Source organism: Shewanella sp. GJ50-10, from assembly GCF_055808815.1.
On the sequence record NZ_JBVVSS010000001.1, the window covers coordinates 2,515,899 to 2,530,562 of the forward strand.

Here is a 14,664-nt window from a genome sequence, read left to right on the forward strand (position 1 = left end):
AGGAGCCCACAATGACGCTGAAACGTCTCAGTTTATTCACCCTATCGATAATTCAACTATCCCTTGTTAATACCAGTGTTTTTGCTGACGATGACCGCTTTAAAGATGTAGAAATCGTTTCTAAGAAACTCACTGAAAACACTTATATGTTTACAGGTTCCGGTGGCAATATTGGCGTTTCAGCCGGCAGTGACGGCCTATTAATTATCGATGACCAGTTTGCACCTTTAGCCGATAAAATTAGCGCTTCACTCAATCAAATCCAACCTGGAAACCCAAAATACGTCATCAACACTCACTATCATGGTGATCATACTGGTGGTAATGCTCACTTTGGTGAACAAGGGATTATCTTTGCCCATCACAATGTTTTAAAGCGACTCAGTGCGAAAGAAGGCACGCCCGAAGCAGCGCTTCCGGTTGTGACCTACTCTGAAGATGTTTCGATTCGTTTTAATAACGACACTATGACCTTAAAGCATATGGGGCCAGGCCACACTGACGGTGACAGCGTGGTATTTTGGACTAAAGATAACGTCGTGCACATGGGTGACTTGTTCTTTAAAGATCGCTTCCCCTACGTGGATTTAAACGGAGGGGGCTCGGTAATTGGTTACAGAAATAATGTCGCCACAGTAATTGGCCAAATTGACGATCAAACCCAGATAATTCCCGGGCATGGTGAGCTTGCCAATAAAGATGATTTGATGAAGTTTAAGCATATGCTTGATCATTCTATTAATTGGATGAATGAAAAAATCACTCAAGGCAAAACTCTGGAGCAAGTTCATGCAGAAGGCTTCCCTGAAAAATGGAAAGATTGGAGCTGGAATTTCATAACCGAAAAGAAATGGATTGATACCCTTTATCAAGATTTGAAAAAGTAACATTCAAATCGATTTAGTTTTCAGAATAAAAAAGCTTGTGAACCTCACAAGCTTTTTTATTGGGTTGAATTAACACACTAGTTATTTCTAAAGTGCCACAACACCCAATAAACAGGCTTTAAATCTTTGCCGCCAATGTTTTTAAATGGGCGAGAACAGTAATACAGCCATTGCCACGCTGCCAAAAACTGCTTAGCTTTCTGCCAAATAATTTCACCGCCAGCTTCCCTATAAACAGAGATAGTCTTCGAGATACGCTCGCTATCTTCGCCTAAATAACGATACAAGCTATGAACATACACCAATAAGTCACGGATCTGCTGCTCAGCTACCGAGCCCTTTTGTTGATTTGCTTCAAAATCAATAAATTTAACTTCACCTGCGCGCCAGCTGATGTCTCTAAGTGCGGGGCGACCATGTGCTAACTGCATAGAGTGTAAGCTTGCTAATGCTTGGCTTGCATCATCAAGAATACTTTGCTGTTTATCTAACTCAACATCATCTCTATCTAACCAATCTCGGACTGTTCTACCTGCATCTTCCACAACCAAATAACCGTCACCATTAGCCACCACTTTAGGTACAGGCGCACCTTCATTGTCTAATTGCTTTAAAACTTGGGTTTCTTTGGTCAGAGCTTTTGCTGAATCAGCCTTTAAAAAGCGCATCGCTCCTTCAAGGTGTTCTACTTGCTTTAGCCAATAACGTTTTCCACCATGTTCAAAATGGCTGATCCTCTGCCCTTGGTTTAATACCAACATTTGGGAGACTTTATCTTTAAAGGATTGCATTTGAGTCATATGGGCTGTCCGTTATCATTTTGAATATTCAGTATCCCGATATACAGACAATAACCGCAAATTTAGCTAGCACTAAATTGCTAACTTTTACCTTTTATTATATTTAGTGTAATTACTCTACAAACAGATTCCACATACAAATAACAAGGTTCGCACAATAATTAACCAAAGCAATGAAATGTACGTTGAATATCATGCACAAAAAAAGCGCCATGACAGGCGCTTTTTACAAATGGTGAATGAGATCATATTCACTTTTTAGAAGTGATAAACCCTTTACGACTCTAGTGGTATCGCTCTGTTTTCAAGTAAAACAGGAATACCTTCAGTGATTGGATACGCTAATTTATCAGCTTTACAGATTAACTGATCTGCTTCTTTATCAAATTCCAACTTACCTTTACAAACAGGACAAGCCACAATCTCAAGTAATTTTTTATCGAACGCCATGGAGGTTTCCTTGTTTAACTTTGACGACTTCGTTAAGTCTATTCAAAAATGCTTGGTCAAAACTTTCATTAAGCTTCGCATTAACTGGCAGATACCACCAGTTTTGTTGTGCAAAATCGCGACATTTAACCGCATCTTTCTCGGTCATTATCAATGGAGTATGTTGTGAAAGCTGCTTTAGCTCAGCTTCGTCAAACGCTTGATGGTCTTCAAACGCTTTGGTTTGCTTAATTTGATAACCTAAATGGTCTAAACTATCAAAAAATCGCTGTGGATTACCGATACCAGCCATCGCTATAGCTTCTTGTTGTTGCCACTTCTCATGATTCAATGAAGGTTTAACCGCTTTTAGCGCAGAAGGTTCTAGACTCATCGCAATTTCATTTGCTTGAGGGCTGCCACCATTATTAATTGCCCAATCTATCGTATTTAAACGCCACAAACCTTCACGTAAAGGTCCTGCTGGGATCAAACACTGATTACCATATCGGCGCTGACCGTCGACTATTGCCAGCTCAATATCTCGAGCTAATGCATAATGCTGCAATCCATCATCACTAATGATCACATCAACATCAAATTCAGCTAAAAGCGCTTTAGCAGCGTCAATGCGTTTAGCGCCAACAACCATAGGAACCTGCGTTCGAGCAACTATCATCGCTGGCTCATCACCCACATCGTAGGCTTTACCTGTAACATTCACAGCTTTAACGCCGTCAATGTTAACGCCATAACCACGACTTATTACTCCAGGCTTGTAACCATGCTCGCGCAATAAGTTGATTAAATAGATAACCGTTGGGGTTTTACCACTGCCACCTGCGGTGATGTTACCCACAATAATAACCGGTACTGGTAAGGTTTCTGCAGTGCTAAAACCAAATTTATATCCTAAACGCCTTAGCAAAGACACTAAAGCAAACAACCAGCTCAATGGCAGTAATAACCATTTAGCTGGATGCCCTTGATACCAAATTTTATTCACTAACGATTGCATTTAATTACCAAATTGCATTTGGTACAGGTTGGAATAAATGCCTTCTTTGGCAATCAAATCGGTGTGAGTGCCGCGTTCAACCACTGAACCTTGGTCGATCACTAAGATTTCATCGGCAGATTCAATCGTAGATAAACGGTGAGCAATCACAATTGACGTGCGGTTATGGCGCAAATTATCTAAACCATGCTGAATCGCTTTTTCAGACTCAGTATCTAATGCCGATGTTGCCTCATCTAAAATCAATACCGGTGCATCACGTAACATTGCGCGTGCAATTGCTATACGCTGACGTTGCCCGCCTGACAGCAACACACCATTTTCACCGACTTCAGTATCTAATCCCTCAGGCAAGGTTTCAATAAACTCCATCGCATAAGCCAGTTCAGCCGCTTTAATAATTTGCTCACGGGACACTTCTCCCGGATATGCATAAGCAATGTTATTGGCAATAGTGTCATTAAATAATGTGACTTGCTGGGATACCAATGCAACTTGATTACGCAGCGACTTTAACTTGTAATCATAAATACTGACGTCATCAAGGGTAATATCCCCTTCTGAAACACCGGTATAAAATCGGGTCATAAGACTAGCAATGGTTGATTTACCTGAGCCACTTCGGCCTACTAACGCAATGGTTTTACCTTGCTTAACTTCAAAATCAATATTAGTTAACGCAGGTTTTTCAGTATCAGGGTAACTAAAAGTAACATTGTTAAACTTCAAGTTACCTTTAACGCGCTGAGTTTCAAACTCACCAGTATCTGATTCAGGTGCGGTATCTAATAATTCAAACACAGTAGTACAAGCCGCAATACCCCGTTGGAATTCAGCATTCACACGGGTTAAGTTTTTAATTGGCTGAAGCATGGCCATCATTGCGCCTAGAATTGCCGCAAAAGTACCCGCGGTAATATCATCTTTTAAACCTGGGAATGTTGCTGCATACAACACAAACGCCAGTGCAAATGAGCCAATAACCATAATGACAGGTTGGCTGATTGCTTGGGCTACTGCTAATTTCATATTCTGGTGGCGGTTAGAATCATTCACTTTAAAGAAACGATCGACTTCCGTTTTTTGTCCACCAAATGCCAACACATTTTTATGGCCTTTAATCATTTGTTCAGTGGTAGCAGTTACGCCGCCCATAGCGGACTGAATTTGCTTAGATACCTTACGAAAGCGCTTACTGACCACACTGATAACTATGCCCATCAATGGCCCTATCACTAAAATACACAGTGATAACTTCCAAGAATAAAAGAACATAATAGCGAGCATCGCAATAACGGTAATAGAATCGCGCACAATAGAAATCAACGCACTACCTGATGCTCGAGCGATTTGCTCTGTATCAAAGGTCACACGGGAAATTAAATTGCCACTATTTTCACGGTCAATGTAGCTTACTGGTAAACGAAGATAGTGCTCAAACACTTGTTGACGCATATCCATGATCAACTTCGCACTCATATACGAGACACAATAAGTCGATACAAAGTTAGCAATACCACGCAAAGTAAACATGCCTATCACCACTAAAGGGGCCATCAGCATAATATCTTTATTGGCGTTAAAACCGCCGTGAGTTGGGACATCAACTTCGACGCCACCGACTACAGCAGGAGCTTGACCAAACCCTTCGTCAATAAAAGGTTTAATGAATGCAATGAAAGCAGCATCGACAAGGCCGTAAGTTAACAGGCCAGCAATAGCTAATAGGAACATTCCTTTCATTGGAACGAGATAAGTAAGAAGGCGTTTAAATACGCTCGACATTTCGTTGTTAGTTGTTGTCATTGATTACATTAACACTTGAATAGCAAACAAAGGCCACATTCTACTCTGCTTTAACTTTCTCACCAAATCTAAACACCTTGTTATACCAAAATGGCGCAATATCTGAACGATATTGTCGAATTGTATAAGTTGATGGTTCAAAATCTATACTAATTTGGCCTGAAGTTCCGCTAACGAGTGTTTCAACTCCTCTCATTTTATACCGATCGACGACATCATTTTTAGGGAATCCATATTGATTGGCAAACCCTGCAGTAAAAATAACATCTTGTGGTGATACCGCATCTATAAATGCCTCTGTGGAAGATGTCCGACTGCCATGATGCGGCGCAAGCAATATATCAGACTTAGATAACATATTGTTATTGATGAAATATCTCTCTGAACTCTTCTCAATATCCCCAGCGAGCAAAACTTGATGCTGCCCATCAGTGATAAACGCAATACATGAGCGATTATTATCATTTTTAGCAATAGCATTGATAGCTAGTCTCAGCGTTACTCCGTGCCAATCAAATTGATGATTATTACAAGAGTTATGACTTCTCCCATCTTCTACAGAGTAGTTAGAATGACTCTCGAATGAATCGCTAATAATATGAGTATCAGGGTATTGCTTCATTAAAGCATCTAGGCCACCAGCATGATCATTATCATCATGGCTAATAATGATGTAATCAAGTTTGCTTATCCCCTTCGCATTGAGTGCAGGGATTATGACTCTATCAGCATAACTGAAGTTATCACCGTATGCGGCGCCAGTGTCATACAACAAACCTCGATTACCTTGCTGAATAAGTACAGCCATACCTTGGCCAACATCCAGTACATGTACTTGCCAAGAAGGTACAAGTTGCGTTGGTGAAGAATAAAAAGAAACCCATGAATACAAAAGTAAAGGGATGCACAACACGCCAACAGCCAATCGCCATAAGGTATTGACAGCCCACATCATTAAAAATATGCCTAATATGAATAACATTATGCTGATAACTAACTTGTCTGATAGATGTATAAGAGATAAAGGCCAATGATCGCTCCCACTAATCAGTAACTGAAATGGTGTTAAAGCAACATCAGCAAAACTCATCAATTTTTCGCCAATAAAACCTCTCAATTCATCAGTCATTGGAATAAACATCAAACAGAGATTCAATACCAAGGCAATAATACTCAACGGAATGACCACAATGCTAAACCAAGGCACCATGAGTAAATTGACCCAAATGCTGTTAATTGAAATAGTGCCAAACAATATGGCCTGCATTAAACCGAGACCGATAGCCAGACGCCATTGAATCGACCAAAACCCAACCCAGAAGCCAATAAGTTTATTTTTATAATCTTGGTAACGGTTTGCGAGGCGCTCAAGCAATGAAAGATTTTGTGTATAAGGTTCATTTACTTTAATGCCTTTTAACTCAATCTCATTATGACTAATTTCAAGGGGATTTTTTGGATCATTAAGCGTGCTTTCACTATCAGCTCTGTTTATCTTTGCTTTAGCAACTGAATATTCTAGCGTAAATAATATGATGGCAAGCGCACTGAAAGATAACCAAAAACCTGCACTTAAACTGGCAAACGGATCAATAACTAAAACGGCAAACAATGCCCAAGTTAATCGTTGCCAAGGCGATGAATATTGGTTCACCATCGTTAATACAATTAAGATGAGTAGCATAATCAGCGCGCGCTGAGTGGCGATGGCAAAACCTGCTAAGTAGCCGTAACCCGTCGCCATTAATGCAGCCAACACCATAGCAATCAGTATATTGCGTCTGCTAAATGATGGAAAAAACTGCAAACCACTGCGAAAAATAAACCAGAACAAACCAAATACAACCGATAAATGTAAACCTGAAATGGCCACTAAATGTCCGGTGCCAGTTTGTCTTAGTTGCTGCCATTGAGTGGGGCTTAGATCGGATTTATCGCCAAACAGCAAGGCTTTCAATATTGCCCCATTTGAACGTGTTTGTAATATGGGTGCCATCTTGTTAATGATTTTCTGTCGTAATGGGGCATTATAATCAACAAGTTCAGCCTGTTTGACTCGGCCTTTAGCAACGATATGACGGCTTAAAAAGTATTTCTGTTGATTAAACCCTCCTTGGTTCAACGGACTAGTGATTGGCTTCATTCGCGCAGTAAACTGCCAAACCTGACCCACTTTTACTTCAGGCGGTTGTTGCCATGTGAGTCTATAGTTAGAGTGATAAAATTGGTATTGGTCAGAAATCACTCTAATGTCGAAACTTATCCAGTCGCTGTTTGTGCTAACTAGTGATACTATCTCTGCCTTAAATTGTTTTTGAACAGGGATTTCTGATTCATGTGAAGAAAATAATGAATTAAAACAAAAAGAAACTAACATCACTCCACAAAGTGTTCCGCTGATGAAAGGCCATTTTGTGAAGGTGGATAAAACGACAATCAGAATGATAGACGCCATCCATATAGGAAGTAAGCTTGGCAATAAATTGCTAAAAAGCATACTGGCGCAAAAACCATAAATGAATCGATTTATCATTGATTAATTAAAGACAGTAATCGCGTATATGCCAAAAAAATTATTACAAAAATTTATGCCGAAGCCTGAAACCTTGCGTAATCACAAATATTTACGGGTTTTCGGAAATTTGTTGGATAAACCCAACCTTTGGAGTTTGAATCGCAAATCTGCTCCTGGCTCATTTGCGGTGGGCTTATTTGTAGCTTGGCTTCCTGTACCGTTTCAAATGGTCATAGCTGCTGGCATGGCGATATTTTTTAACGTCAATATTCCGCTCGCCGTTGCTCTTGTTTGGTTAACTAACCCAATCACAATGCCGTTTATGTTTTATGCAGCTTATTTATTAGGTTCTAAGATTTTAGGCTTGGATACCACAGATTTTGCTTTTGAAGCCAGCTGGCAATGGGTAGAAAGCTCTATTGGCACCATTGGCCCACCATTCCTGTTGGGGTGTATCGTACTAGGTTGTATTTTCGCTCTTATTAGCTTTTTTGTGATTAAAAGTCTTTGGAAATACTCAGTATTATTCAAATGGAATCGTAGAAATTAATCTTGAATTAAAGCTTCACTAAAATAATTCAAAGCTTAAAACAAAAGTTAAAACAAAAAAGTCAGCAATGTTGCTGACTTTTTGAATTTAAAAGGTTTATTACTTTAAATTATTGATTTTTCGATAAGCTAACACTATTAAATGAACACACAATAAACCACTAAAAGCGCCACAGAAAAACATCATGGCGATTGACTCAACCGACGACATATCATCAGCATACAGCCACCACCATAACGGCCATCCCACCAAAGATAGTAAGGTTAATTGCAACATACACGATTTACACCTGCCTATTTTTTGCTTGAATATCGACTCTTGGCAATCATCACAGGCCATTCATTTACCCTTCAACTTTACTATTCGCATTTGAAATGTATTCATCCCTTAACATGGCAAAAGCACATTCATCGCCCCATTGCCCTTTAAAAAAGATATTTTTTATAAAGTGCCCTTCTTTTCTAAATCCTAACTTGTTCAGTAATCCCATCGATGGGATATTTTCAGCATCAGTAATCGCTATTATTCGATGCTTTTTAAGCTCAATAAATAAGTAGTTTATCACTGCGGATACCGCCTCAAAGACAATGCCTTGCCGATGATATTGCTGCGCTAAGGTAAATCCTATTTCCATTTGTTCATCATCAATAAAATGCACCGCAATATCACCCATAATAAGCTGAGTTTGGTTATCTGCTATAGCCAATTGGAACCATAAGCCTGACTGACCAAACGCCTTATAATCCATCGCAGCAAAAAAAGATTGTGCTTGCTCAAAACTGTAATCAGTCCAGCTTTGATATTTGGCAATAATGGGATCGTTACGGTATTGCGTAAACATGGGTAAATCTTCAGCCACAAAGGGGCGAATGATTAAACGCGTTGTTGAAATTTGAAATTCCATATCCTTCCCTAAAGTGCCCTAATTAATGTTTTAATTAATGTTCTAGCTAACGTTCCAATAGGACCAACTCACCTATTAATGATCTGTCGTTATAGGTAAATCGATTTCGCTCACCATCAAACATTTTTGATTCTTGCTACCAAGAAATCCACTGCGGCTTTGACTTTAGGTACATGGTATCGTTGTTTTTGATATATCAAATACACTCCAAAGTCTGCACTTTGAGTCGCTGATAACGGCGGTTCAAAATCAAGTTCTAATAACTCACCTCTTTCCAGAAATGGTGATAAAACCCACCTTGGCATCATCACAATCCCCTCACCTTTTTTCGCTTTTTCAATTAGCCACTCACCAACATTACTAATGGCGGTAGCAGGAGCAGACACATCTTGCCATTGCCCTTCAATAAGGCTTAACCAAGGCACTCTGCCATTAGGGGATCGATAATATAAACCTTTATGTTGTAATAATTCATTAGGATGAGTTGGCGTCCCCATATGATTAAGATATTGCTCACTCGCTGCAGGAATAAATTGATTATCCATTAATCTAATCGCCACGACTCGATCGTTGGGGGCATAGCCGCCTCTAATAGCAATATCAACATCATCACGGCCAACTGAAGACAATTCATCACTCAGCTCAATATCTAAAATAACCTTGGGATATAACGTGGAAAATTCTTCTAAAAGCGGAATTAACACCTCGCGACCAATACCCACCATAGCGCTTATACGTAACTTGCCCATGGGCTCAGTTTGGTAACTGCGTACAGCTTCATTACTTTGCTCTAGCTGGGTTAATAATAGTGATACTTGCTGATAATATTCTGCACCAATTTCAGTTAAATTAACGGCTCTGGTTGAGCGTTTTAATAAGGTCGCCCCAAGACTTTTTTCTAAATCAGCAACCCGCCGTGATAAAGATGAAGCAGGAACAGAAAATGCCTTCGCAGCCTGAGTAAAACTGCCTAGCTCCACCACTTTAACAAAGTATTTTAGTGCTCTTAATTGATCCATAACCCAGCCACTATTGTCTTTAAAGCAATAAAGAATCGCTTTTTAGCCACTATATCTTATAAGAAAGAAAAGGAATAATAGATTTCATTATTAAAGAACAAACAGCATTAAGGATAATTTCATGAACACATATACCGCCATTAACCTTGTTAAACGCCCACAAGGCGGCCCAATCACTTCTGATATATTTGAAGTTATCCAAAAGCCTATGCCCGTTGTTAAACCTGGCGAGCTTCTGATTAAACAAAATCACATGTCACTAGATCCAGCCATGTTTGGTTGGATGCAACCAGACACAGATAGTTATATCCCGCCGGTTAATTTAGGCGATGTCATGCGAAGCAGCGGTGTGGGTGAAGTGGTCGAAAGCAATCACCCAGATTTTAAAGCGGGCGATCGAGTTATGGGGATGATGGGTTGGCAGGAATACTTTTTAACTAACGGTAAAGGCATTAATAAAGTCGACGCACCGCTACCTGACGAAGCCATATTATCAATATTTGCCCTACCGGGTTTAACGGCCACACAAGGCTTATTCAATGTCGGTAAACCAAAAGCTGGCGAAACGATTATTGTTACTGGTGCAGCGGGCTCAGTAGGCTCAATCGTGGGGCAATTGGCCAAAGCAGATGGATTACACGTAATTGGCGTTGTTGGCAGCGATGAAAAAGCAGATTGGATTGTCAATGAGTTAGGTATTGATTCAGCGATTAATTATAAAACGGCAGATTTGGCAGCTGAGTTAGATAAATTAGCACCACAAGGTATTGATTTATTTTTTGAAAATACCGCAGGCCCTATCCAAAGCTTAATTGTTGATAAAATGAATCCCCATGGCCGCATTATGGTCTGCGGGTTAATAGCTGATTACAGCAAACAAACGCCAGCGCCGGGCCCTAGCTGGATGAATATCCTTAGAAGACGTATTACTGTGCAAGGTTTTACCATGCCAGATCACTTTGGCGAAGTGCCGAGTTTACTAGAAAAGTTAACCCCTTATGTATTAAAAGGACAAATCAAACACCGCTCGCATGTATTAGAAGGTTTGGAGTCTTCAATTGAAGGGTTAAACCTATTCTTTACAGGTGCAAACAAAGGCAAGCTGATGGTTAAGCTGTAAATACCGATATTGCACTTGATATAAGCAATTAAAAGAGACACTCAAGATGAGTGTCTCTGAAGCTTCGTTTATCATCACCGCAAAAGCGTTCATTTTCGCCAATGTAGCGTTTTATTTCACATTAAATCTCCATTATTTACCAAACCTCCATTAACCACCAAACATCTATCAATCACTCCTCGCCAATTTAGTAAATATTTTGATTCGGGATAAGTTGCACATCTTTGAGCAAACCATCTAATATTTTTTTCACAACGCGTTCGGCATCTGCGTAAATCGGATGTTGATGATTAGCTTGTAAATAATAGATAGCATAACTCAGCGATGTTGGCAGCAGCTTATTAAGTCGCTGCGGAGCCTGGTAACAAAAATAATCTTTGTAATGGGAGCTTGAAAGTTCATCGACTAAAATAACGCTCTTATCAAGCAACAAGTGATTAGCCAAAATGGTTTGCGATTCTGAGCGATATTTAAATTTAAAACCTTCCATTAAATCACTATTTTCAAGAATGGCTTGAATACGGTTAATTCCACTCAAAATGACACCTGCAAAGATGTGCTCAGCAAAACCACTGCTTTCCATACCTTCTTCAATCCACTGATTTTGAGTACGACTAACGAAAACAGGTTTTGCCCCAGTAATCGGGATTTGTCTAATTTCTTTAGGGGAATTTAAAGGGAATAAATTTAGGCCAATATGCACATCACCATTAATAATTTGATCAAGGGTATGATCGTTCCAATGAACAAAAGTAATTCTGGCCTTGGGTAAAATCCTTGAGGATACTTCTACTAGCGGTTTTGCAATGATATCAATCAGTGGACTCGATATCGCAAATGTTATCTCACCATCAAAATCAGCCTGATTGAAAAAGTCTTCAGGATAAAGCCGTTTCTCAATCTGCATCAACTCTGAAGCCAAGCCCTCACCAATACTGGTCGCCCTAACTGTGGGGACTAATTTACCCTGCCCTTTGATAAATAACGGATCGTTCGTGGCTTCACGTAATTTAGATAAAACCTGACTCACAGCTGATTGAGAAATACCTAACTTAGTCGCAGCTAAAGTTGTACTGCGAGTACTATATAACTCGTTGAATACTCGCAAGTAATTTAAGCTTATTTGCTCCGAATACTTTTTGTACATACACCACCCAATTGCCTAATTTTCACAATCTATATTAGCATAGCTTATAGTTGTTATAAGTAGCACCTGTCACATATGTTAACTAGGATTTGCGTCACTTACTTTAAAACGTAATCCAGTTCACATATGTATCTAGGGGAAGATAGTGACTAATCAGGTAACAGAACCAGAATTTTGCAAAGAAACCTTCGCAACAGTACTAAGACAATATCGGAAATCTTATCGTTTATCACAACAGTCTTTAGCTGATGACCTAGCGAATAACCATAGTCTGTTTAAGAACATTAACCAATCGATGGTCAGTCTGTGGGAAAAAGGTACCATCTTACCTTCGTTAAACAGAAGAGTGGGCTTAGCTAACTTCTTTAATCAATGTTATCAATACGACGCACATGAATTAAAAGTAATTAAAAAAGCGCGTAAAAATCGTATTAACGATGGTCAAATGCCAAACATCTACAACTACAGCATTAATCAAATCAAAGAGTTTTGGTTTGATGAAATGACTGAAGATGAAAAAGAAGGTATCTATCGCGCTCATAAAGTACAAAGCGGTTATGACTTTAACGACACCCTTGAGCACATTGAATGTAAGCGCGTCAAAGTGGTTTGTTTTTACTTTAATAACTCAATCATTGGTCATTTAGCCTTTTGTGTTGCCCAAAATGGTTTCATAAAATTAGTCAGTATCGTTGCTATAGATAAAAATATTCGAATGAATATTATTAAGTTCATTCACACTTTATCATCTGACATCACGCTTATTCTTCCTAGTTTTGTTGGTTATTACAGTAACTTGTTAAATGATATTTATCTTGAAAAAGTACCAACAAACGGCCCTATCACTCTACATTCAGCTAAAAGTGAAAGCTTGTTCAATAATCCGTTTGTTAAACACGTTTTGAATGGTAATGATGATTTAGTTTTACTACGTTACGAACAGCAAAACTTCGAAGCATAAACTCATTGTTCAGATAAACCGCTAAAGGTTAATCTGCTCTAGATAAGTCATGATGACGCCTATTACTCCGGTAATAGGCGTTTTGTTTTAACAACATAAACCTAACTGCTCGCTGAACATACTTCCAATCTTGCTTGCAAATCTCTTAGCTAAAATGATGAGCTAGGTTGCATCAAAAAGGCTATTTCATCAGCAGTCGATTCTCGGCCTAAGATACTATTACGATGCGGGTAACGGCCGAAGCGTTCGATAATTTCAAGATGCTTCTTTTCAAATGCATAATTTGACTCAAGCCCTGCTTGATTAAACAGTACCAGAGCTTGCTGATGCACTATCATTGATTCACTGTGCATATAAGGCATATATAAAAAACTACGTTCAATAGGCGTTAACTGATTATCTTGGCTTTGAGCAACCGCTTCTTGTGCTAACACTAAAGCAAGAGGATCAGATAAAAATGCCTTAGGAGAGTCACGGTACATATTCCGAGAGAACTGATCGAGCACAATAATCTCTGCGAGCCTGCCAAGAGGACTAGCTCGCCACTCATAGAGTTCACCAGCCATCGCTTGAGCATGCAGTGTTGCGAATTTCGACATAATAACTCGGTCAAACTCGCTATCTTTTTTAAACCACAAAGCGTGGTCTATCTCATCAAACCAAAATGAAATCACCTGCTGAAAATCGCTCATAGCACTTCCTCAATTTATATATCCATTGCAGTAACTTAACAATTGTATGCTAGATTTAAAATAGACTTTGAAATAGACACACTTTAGGACATCTATGGCAGAAAAACCTCAAGCTTCTAGCGACGCCATAAGACAAGATCCACTGATTGAAAAAGTGCTTAAACGTTCACCTTCAAATATTGCCGCCAGTTTTACTGACGAACAACTTAATGCAATAAAAATGTCACTGGGGCCAGACACTTGGGGCGGTCATTTTATTGATAAACGTGGCACCTTTAAGTTTCCATTTATCAAATGGCGCTTTTATTACGTGTTTTTATTGGGTAAAAATAAACGCGCTTACACAAGGCGAGAAAAGAACATGTCTATGTTGATGATGTTTGCCACCGTCGGCGGATTTATAGTCATTAGCATGCTACTTGGGCTACTAATGCTCTACCTATTAAAGTCCGCACTGGGGATCGACTTATTTCCTGATACATCACTAGGCATTTGGGACAGTTTCAAAAGTTACTTTGACTAAGGTGAGTGGTTTGAATTTCATTAGGTAATTTGGAGTACATGACTTGAAAGTTAAGAAGGCCTTAGTGCCCCAATAAGGGGCTGATTAATAGCTTGCTATAATGTGAAGCGGAGCGGAACCGGGTAAACTGTTATTTATCCCGCTTGAACAGCTTGTAATGTTTTGATTAACCCATACGCTTAACTTCAGATGAAACTTTAACTTTAACAGGTCTTTTATTAAGGTTAGTTTCAGAAGGCTTATACTGTCGCTTTGGCATTTTATCTAGATGTTTTTGAGTCATCCACCTATCA

The 14,664-nt window shown here is 39.3% G+C and carries 15 protein-coding genes; 5 read left to right on the forward strand and 10 right to left on the reverse strand.

The window, feature by feature from the left end; all coding sequences use genetic code 11:
• The first annotated feature begins 11 nt into the window (after positions 1-11).
• Positions 12-887 (forward strand): MBL fold metallo-hydrolase, encoded by an 876-nt coding sequence (locus AC0L4E_RS10550; RefSeq protein WP_473679145.1) that lies wholly within the window; start codon positions 12-14, stop codon positions 885-887.
• 77 nt (positions 888-964) lie between these two features.
• Here the strand turns inward: AC0L4E_RS10550 and AC0L4E_RS10555 are convergent, their stop codons facing one another.
• The 5 genes from AC0L4E_RS10555 to AC0L4E_RS10575 form a co-directional block, all read right to left on the reverse strand.
• On the reverse strand, positions 965-1,687 hold the full coding sequence (locus tag AC0L4E_RS10555; RefSeq protein WP_473679146.1) for a phosphotransferase: 723 nt from the start codon (positions 1,685-1,687) through the stop codon (positions 965-967).
• Between the two features lie 276 nt (positions 1,688-1,963).
• Complete coding sequence (locus AC0L4E_RS10560; RefSeq protein ID WP_102528526.1) at positions 1,964-2,137, reverse strand: Trm112 family protein; 174 nt, start codon at positions 2,135-2,137, stop codon at positions 1,964-1,966.
• A complete protein-coding gene (gene lpxK, locus AC0L4E_RS10565; RefSeq protein WP_473679147.1) occupies positions 2,124-3,134 on the reverse strand; it encodes a tetraacyldisaccharide 4'-kinase in 1,011 nt (336 codons plus the stop codon). Before lpxK ends, AC0L4E_RS10560 begins: the two co-directional genes overlap by 14 nt.
• Positions 3,135-4,940 carry a lipid A export permease/ATP-binding protein MsbA gene (msbA, locus tag AC0L4E_RS10570; RefSeq protein ID WP_473679148.1) on the reverse strand — a complete coding sequence of 602 codons (1,806 nt, stop codon included), beginning with the start codon at positions 4,938-4,940 and terminating at the stop codon, positions 3,135-3,137.
• A 40-nt stretch (positions 4,941-4,980) separates the two neighbouring features.
• Entirely contained in the window at positions 4,981-7,437 is a 2,457-nt protein-coding gene (locus AC0L4E_RS10575) for a DNA internalization-related competence protein ComEC/Rec2 (protein ID WP_473679149.1), read from the reverse strand.
• A gap of 64 nt (positions 7,438-7,501) precedes the next feature.
• On the opposite strand from AC0L4E_RS10575, the gene AC0L4E_RS10580 reads away from it, so the two are divergent.
• On the forward strand, positions 7,502-8,005 hold the full coding sequence (locus AC0L4E_RS10580) for a DUF2062 domain-containing protein (RefSeq protein ID WP_473679150.1): 504 nt from the start codon (positions 7,502-7,504) through the stop codon (positions 8,003-8,005).
• 99 nt (positions 8,006-8,104) lie between these two features.
• On the opposite strand, the gene AC0L4E_RS10585 is transcribed toward AC0L4E_RS10580, so the two are convergent.
• The 3 genes from AC0L4E_RS10585 to AC0L4E_RS10595 all read right to left on the reverse strand — a co-directional run bounded on the left by AC0L4E_RS10585 (position 8,105) and on the right by AC0L4E_RS10595 (position 9,928).
• Entirely contained in the window at positions 8,105-8,344 is a 240-nt protein-coding gene (locus tag AC0L4E_RS10585) for a DUF3624 domain-containing protein (RefSeq protein WP_473679151.1), read from the reverse strand.
• 4 nt (positions 8,345-8,348) lie between these two features.
• The gene (locus tag AC0L4E_RS10590; protein ID WP_473679152.1) at positions 8,349-8,909 is read right to left on the reverse strand and encodes a GNAT family N-acetyltransferase; all 561 of its coding nucleotides are present in this window, start codon (positions 8,907-8,909) and stop codon (positions 8,349-8,351) included.
• A gap of 116 nt (positions 8,910-9,025) precedes the next feature.
• Entirely contained in the window at positions 9,026-9,928 is a 903-nt protein-coding gene (locus AC0L4E_RS10595) for a LysR family transcriptional regulator (protein WP_473679153.1), read from the reverse strand.
• Positions 9,929-10,049: 121 nt separating this feature from the next.
• On the opposite strand from AC0L4E_RS10595, the gene AC0L4E_RS10600 reads away from it, so the two are divergent.
• A complete protein-coding gene (locus AC0L4E_RS10600) occupies positions 10,050-11,048 on the forward strand; it encodes an NADP-dependent oxidoreductase (protein WP_473679154.1) in 999 nt (332 codons plus the stop codon).
• A gap of 187 nt (positions 11,049-11,235) precedes the next feature.
• On the opposite strand, the gene AC0L4E_RS10605 is transcribed toward AC0L4E_RS10600, so the two are convergent.
• Positions 11,236-12,195, reverse strand: coding sequence for a LysR family transcriptional regulator (locus AC0L4E_RS10605; protein ID WP_473679155.1), 960 nt, complete (start codon positions 12,193-12,195; stop codon positions 11,236-11,238).
• A 145-nt stretch (positions 12,196-12,340) separates the two neighbouring features.
• Here AC0L4E_RS10605 and AC0L4E_RS10610 point away from each other — a divergent pair, with 145 nt between their 5' ends.
• Positions 12,341-13,156: a helix-turn-helix domain-containing protein gene (locus tag AC0L4E_RS10610; RefSeq protein ID WP_473679156.1), complete on the forward strand. Its 816-nt coding sequence runs from the start codon at positions 12,341-12,343 to the stop codon at positions 13,154-13,156.
• Positions 13,157-13,305: 149 nt separating this feature from the next.
• On the opposite strand, the gene AC0L4E_RS10615 is transcribed toward AC0L4E_RS10610, so the two are convergent.
• A complete protein-coding gene (locus tag AC0L4E_RS10615) occupies positions 13,306-13,848 on the reverse strand; it encodes a DUF924 family protein (protein WP_473679157.1) in 543 nt (180 codons plus the stop codon).
• A gap of 94 nt (positions 13,849-13,942) precedes the next feature.
• Between AC0L4E_RS10615 and AC0L4E_RS10620 the strand changes: the two genes are divergently transcribed.
• Positions 13,943-14,371 (forward strand): hypothetical protein, encoded by a 429-nt coding sequence (locus tag AC0L4E_RS10620; RefSeq protein WP_473679158.1) that lies wholly within the window; start codon positions 13,943-13,945, stop codon positions 14,369-14,371.
• The last annotated feature ends 293 nt before the right edge of the window (positions 14,372-14,664 follow it).

Excerpts from the sequence above, each read along its gene's own strand:
- AC0L4E_RS10550 (WP_473679145.1), top strand. The coding sequence starts at position 12 with ATGACGCTGAAACGTCTCAGTTTATTCACCCTATCGATAATTCAACTA.
- AC0L4E_RS10555 (WP_473679146.1), bottom strand. The coding sequence starts at position 1,687 with ATGACTCAAATGCAATCCTTTAAAGATAAAGTCTCCCAAATGTTGGTA.
- AC0L4E_RS10560 (WP_102528526.1), bottom strand. The coding sequence starts at position 2,137 with ATGGCGTTCGATAAAAAATTACTTGAGATTGTGGCTTGTCCTGTTTGT.
- lpxK (WP_473679147.1), bottom strand. The coding sequence starts at position 3,134 with ATGCAATCGTTAGTGAATAAAATTTGGTATCAAGGGCATCCAGCTAAA.
- msbA (WP_473679148.1), bottom strand. The coding sequence starts at position 4,940 with ATGACAACAACTAACAACGAAATGTCGAGCGTATTTAAACGCCTTCTT.
- AC0L4E_RS10575 (WP_473679149.1), bottom strand. The coding sequence starts at position 7,437 with ATGCTTTTTAGCAATTTATTGCCAAGCTTACTTCCTATATGGATGGCG.
- AC0L4E_RS10580 (WP_473679150.1), top strand. The coding sequence starts at position 7,502 with ATGCCAAAAAAATTATTACAAAAATTTATGCCGAAGCCTGAAACCTTG.
- AC0L4E_RS10585 (WP_473679151.1), bottom strand. The coding sequence starts at position 8,344 with ATGGCCTGTGATGATTGCCAAGAGTCGATATTCAAGCAAAAAATAGGC.
- AC0L4E_RS10590 (WP_473679152.1), bottom strand. The coding sequence starts at position 8,909 with ATGGAATTTCAAATTTCAACAACGCGTTTAATCATTCGCCCCTTTGTG.
- AC0L4E_RS10595 (WP_473679153.1), bottom strand. The coding sequence starts at position 9,928 with ATGGATCAATTAAGAGCACTAAAATACTTTGTTAAAGTGGTGGAGCTA.
- AC0L4E_RS10600 (WP_473679154.1), top strand. The coding sequence starts at position 10,050 with ATGAACACATATACCGCCATTAACCTTGTTAAACGCCCACAAGGCGGC.
- AC0L4E_RS10605 (WP_473679155.1), bottom strand. The coding sequence starts at position 12,195 with ATGTACAAAAAGTATTCGGAGCAAATAAGCTTAAATTACTTGCGAGTA.
- AC0L4E_RS10615 (WP_473679157.1), bottom strand. The coding sequence starts at position 13,848 with ATGAGCGATTTTCAGCAGGTGATTTCATTTTGGTTTGATGAGATAGAC.
- AC0L4E_RS10620 (WP_473679158.1), top strand. The coding sequence starts at position 13,943 with ATGGCAGAAAAACCTCAAGCTTCTAGCGACGCCATAAGACAAGATCCA.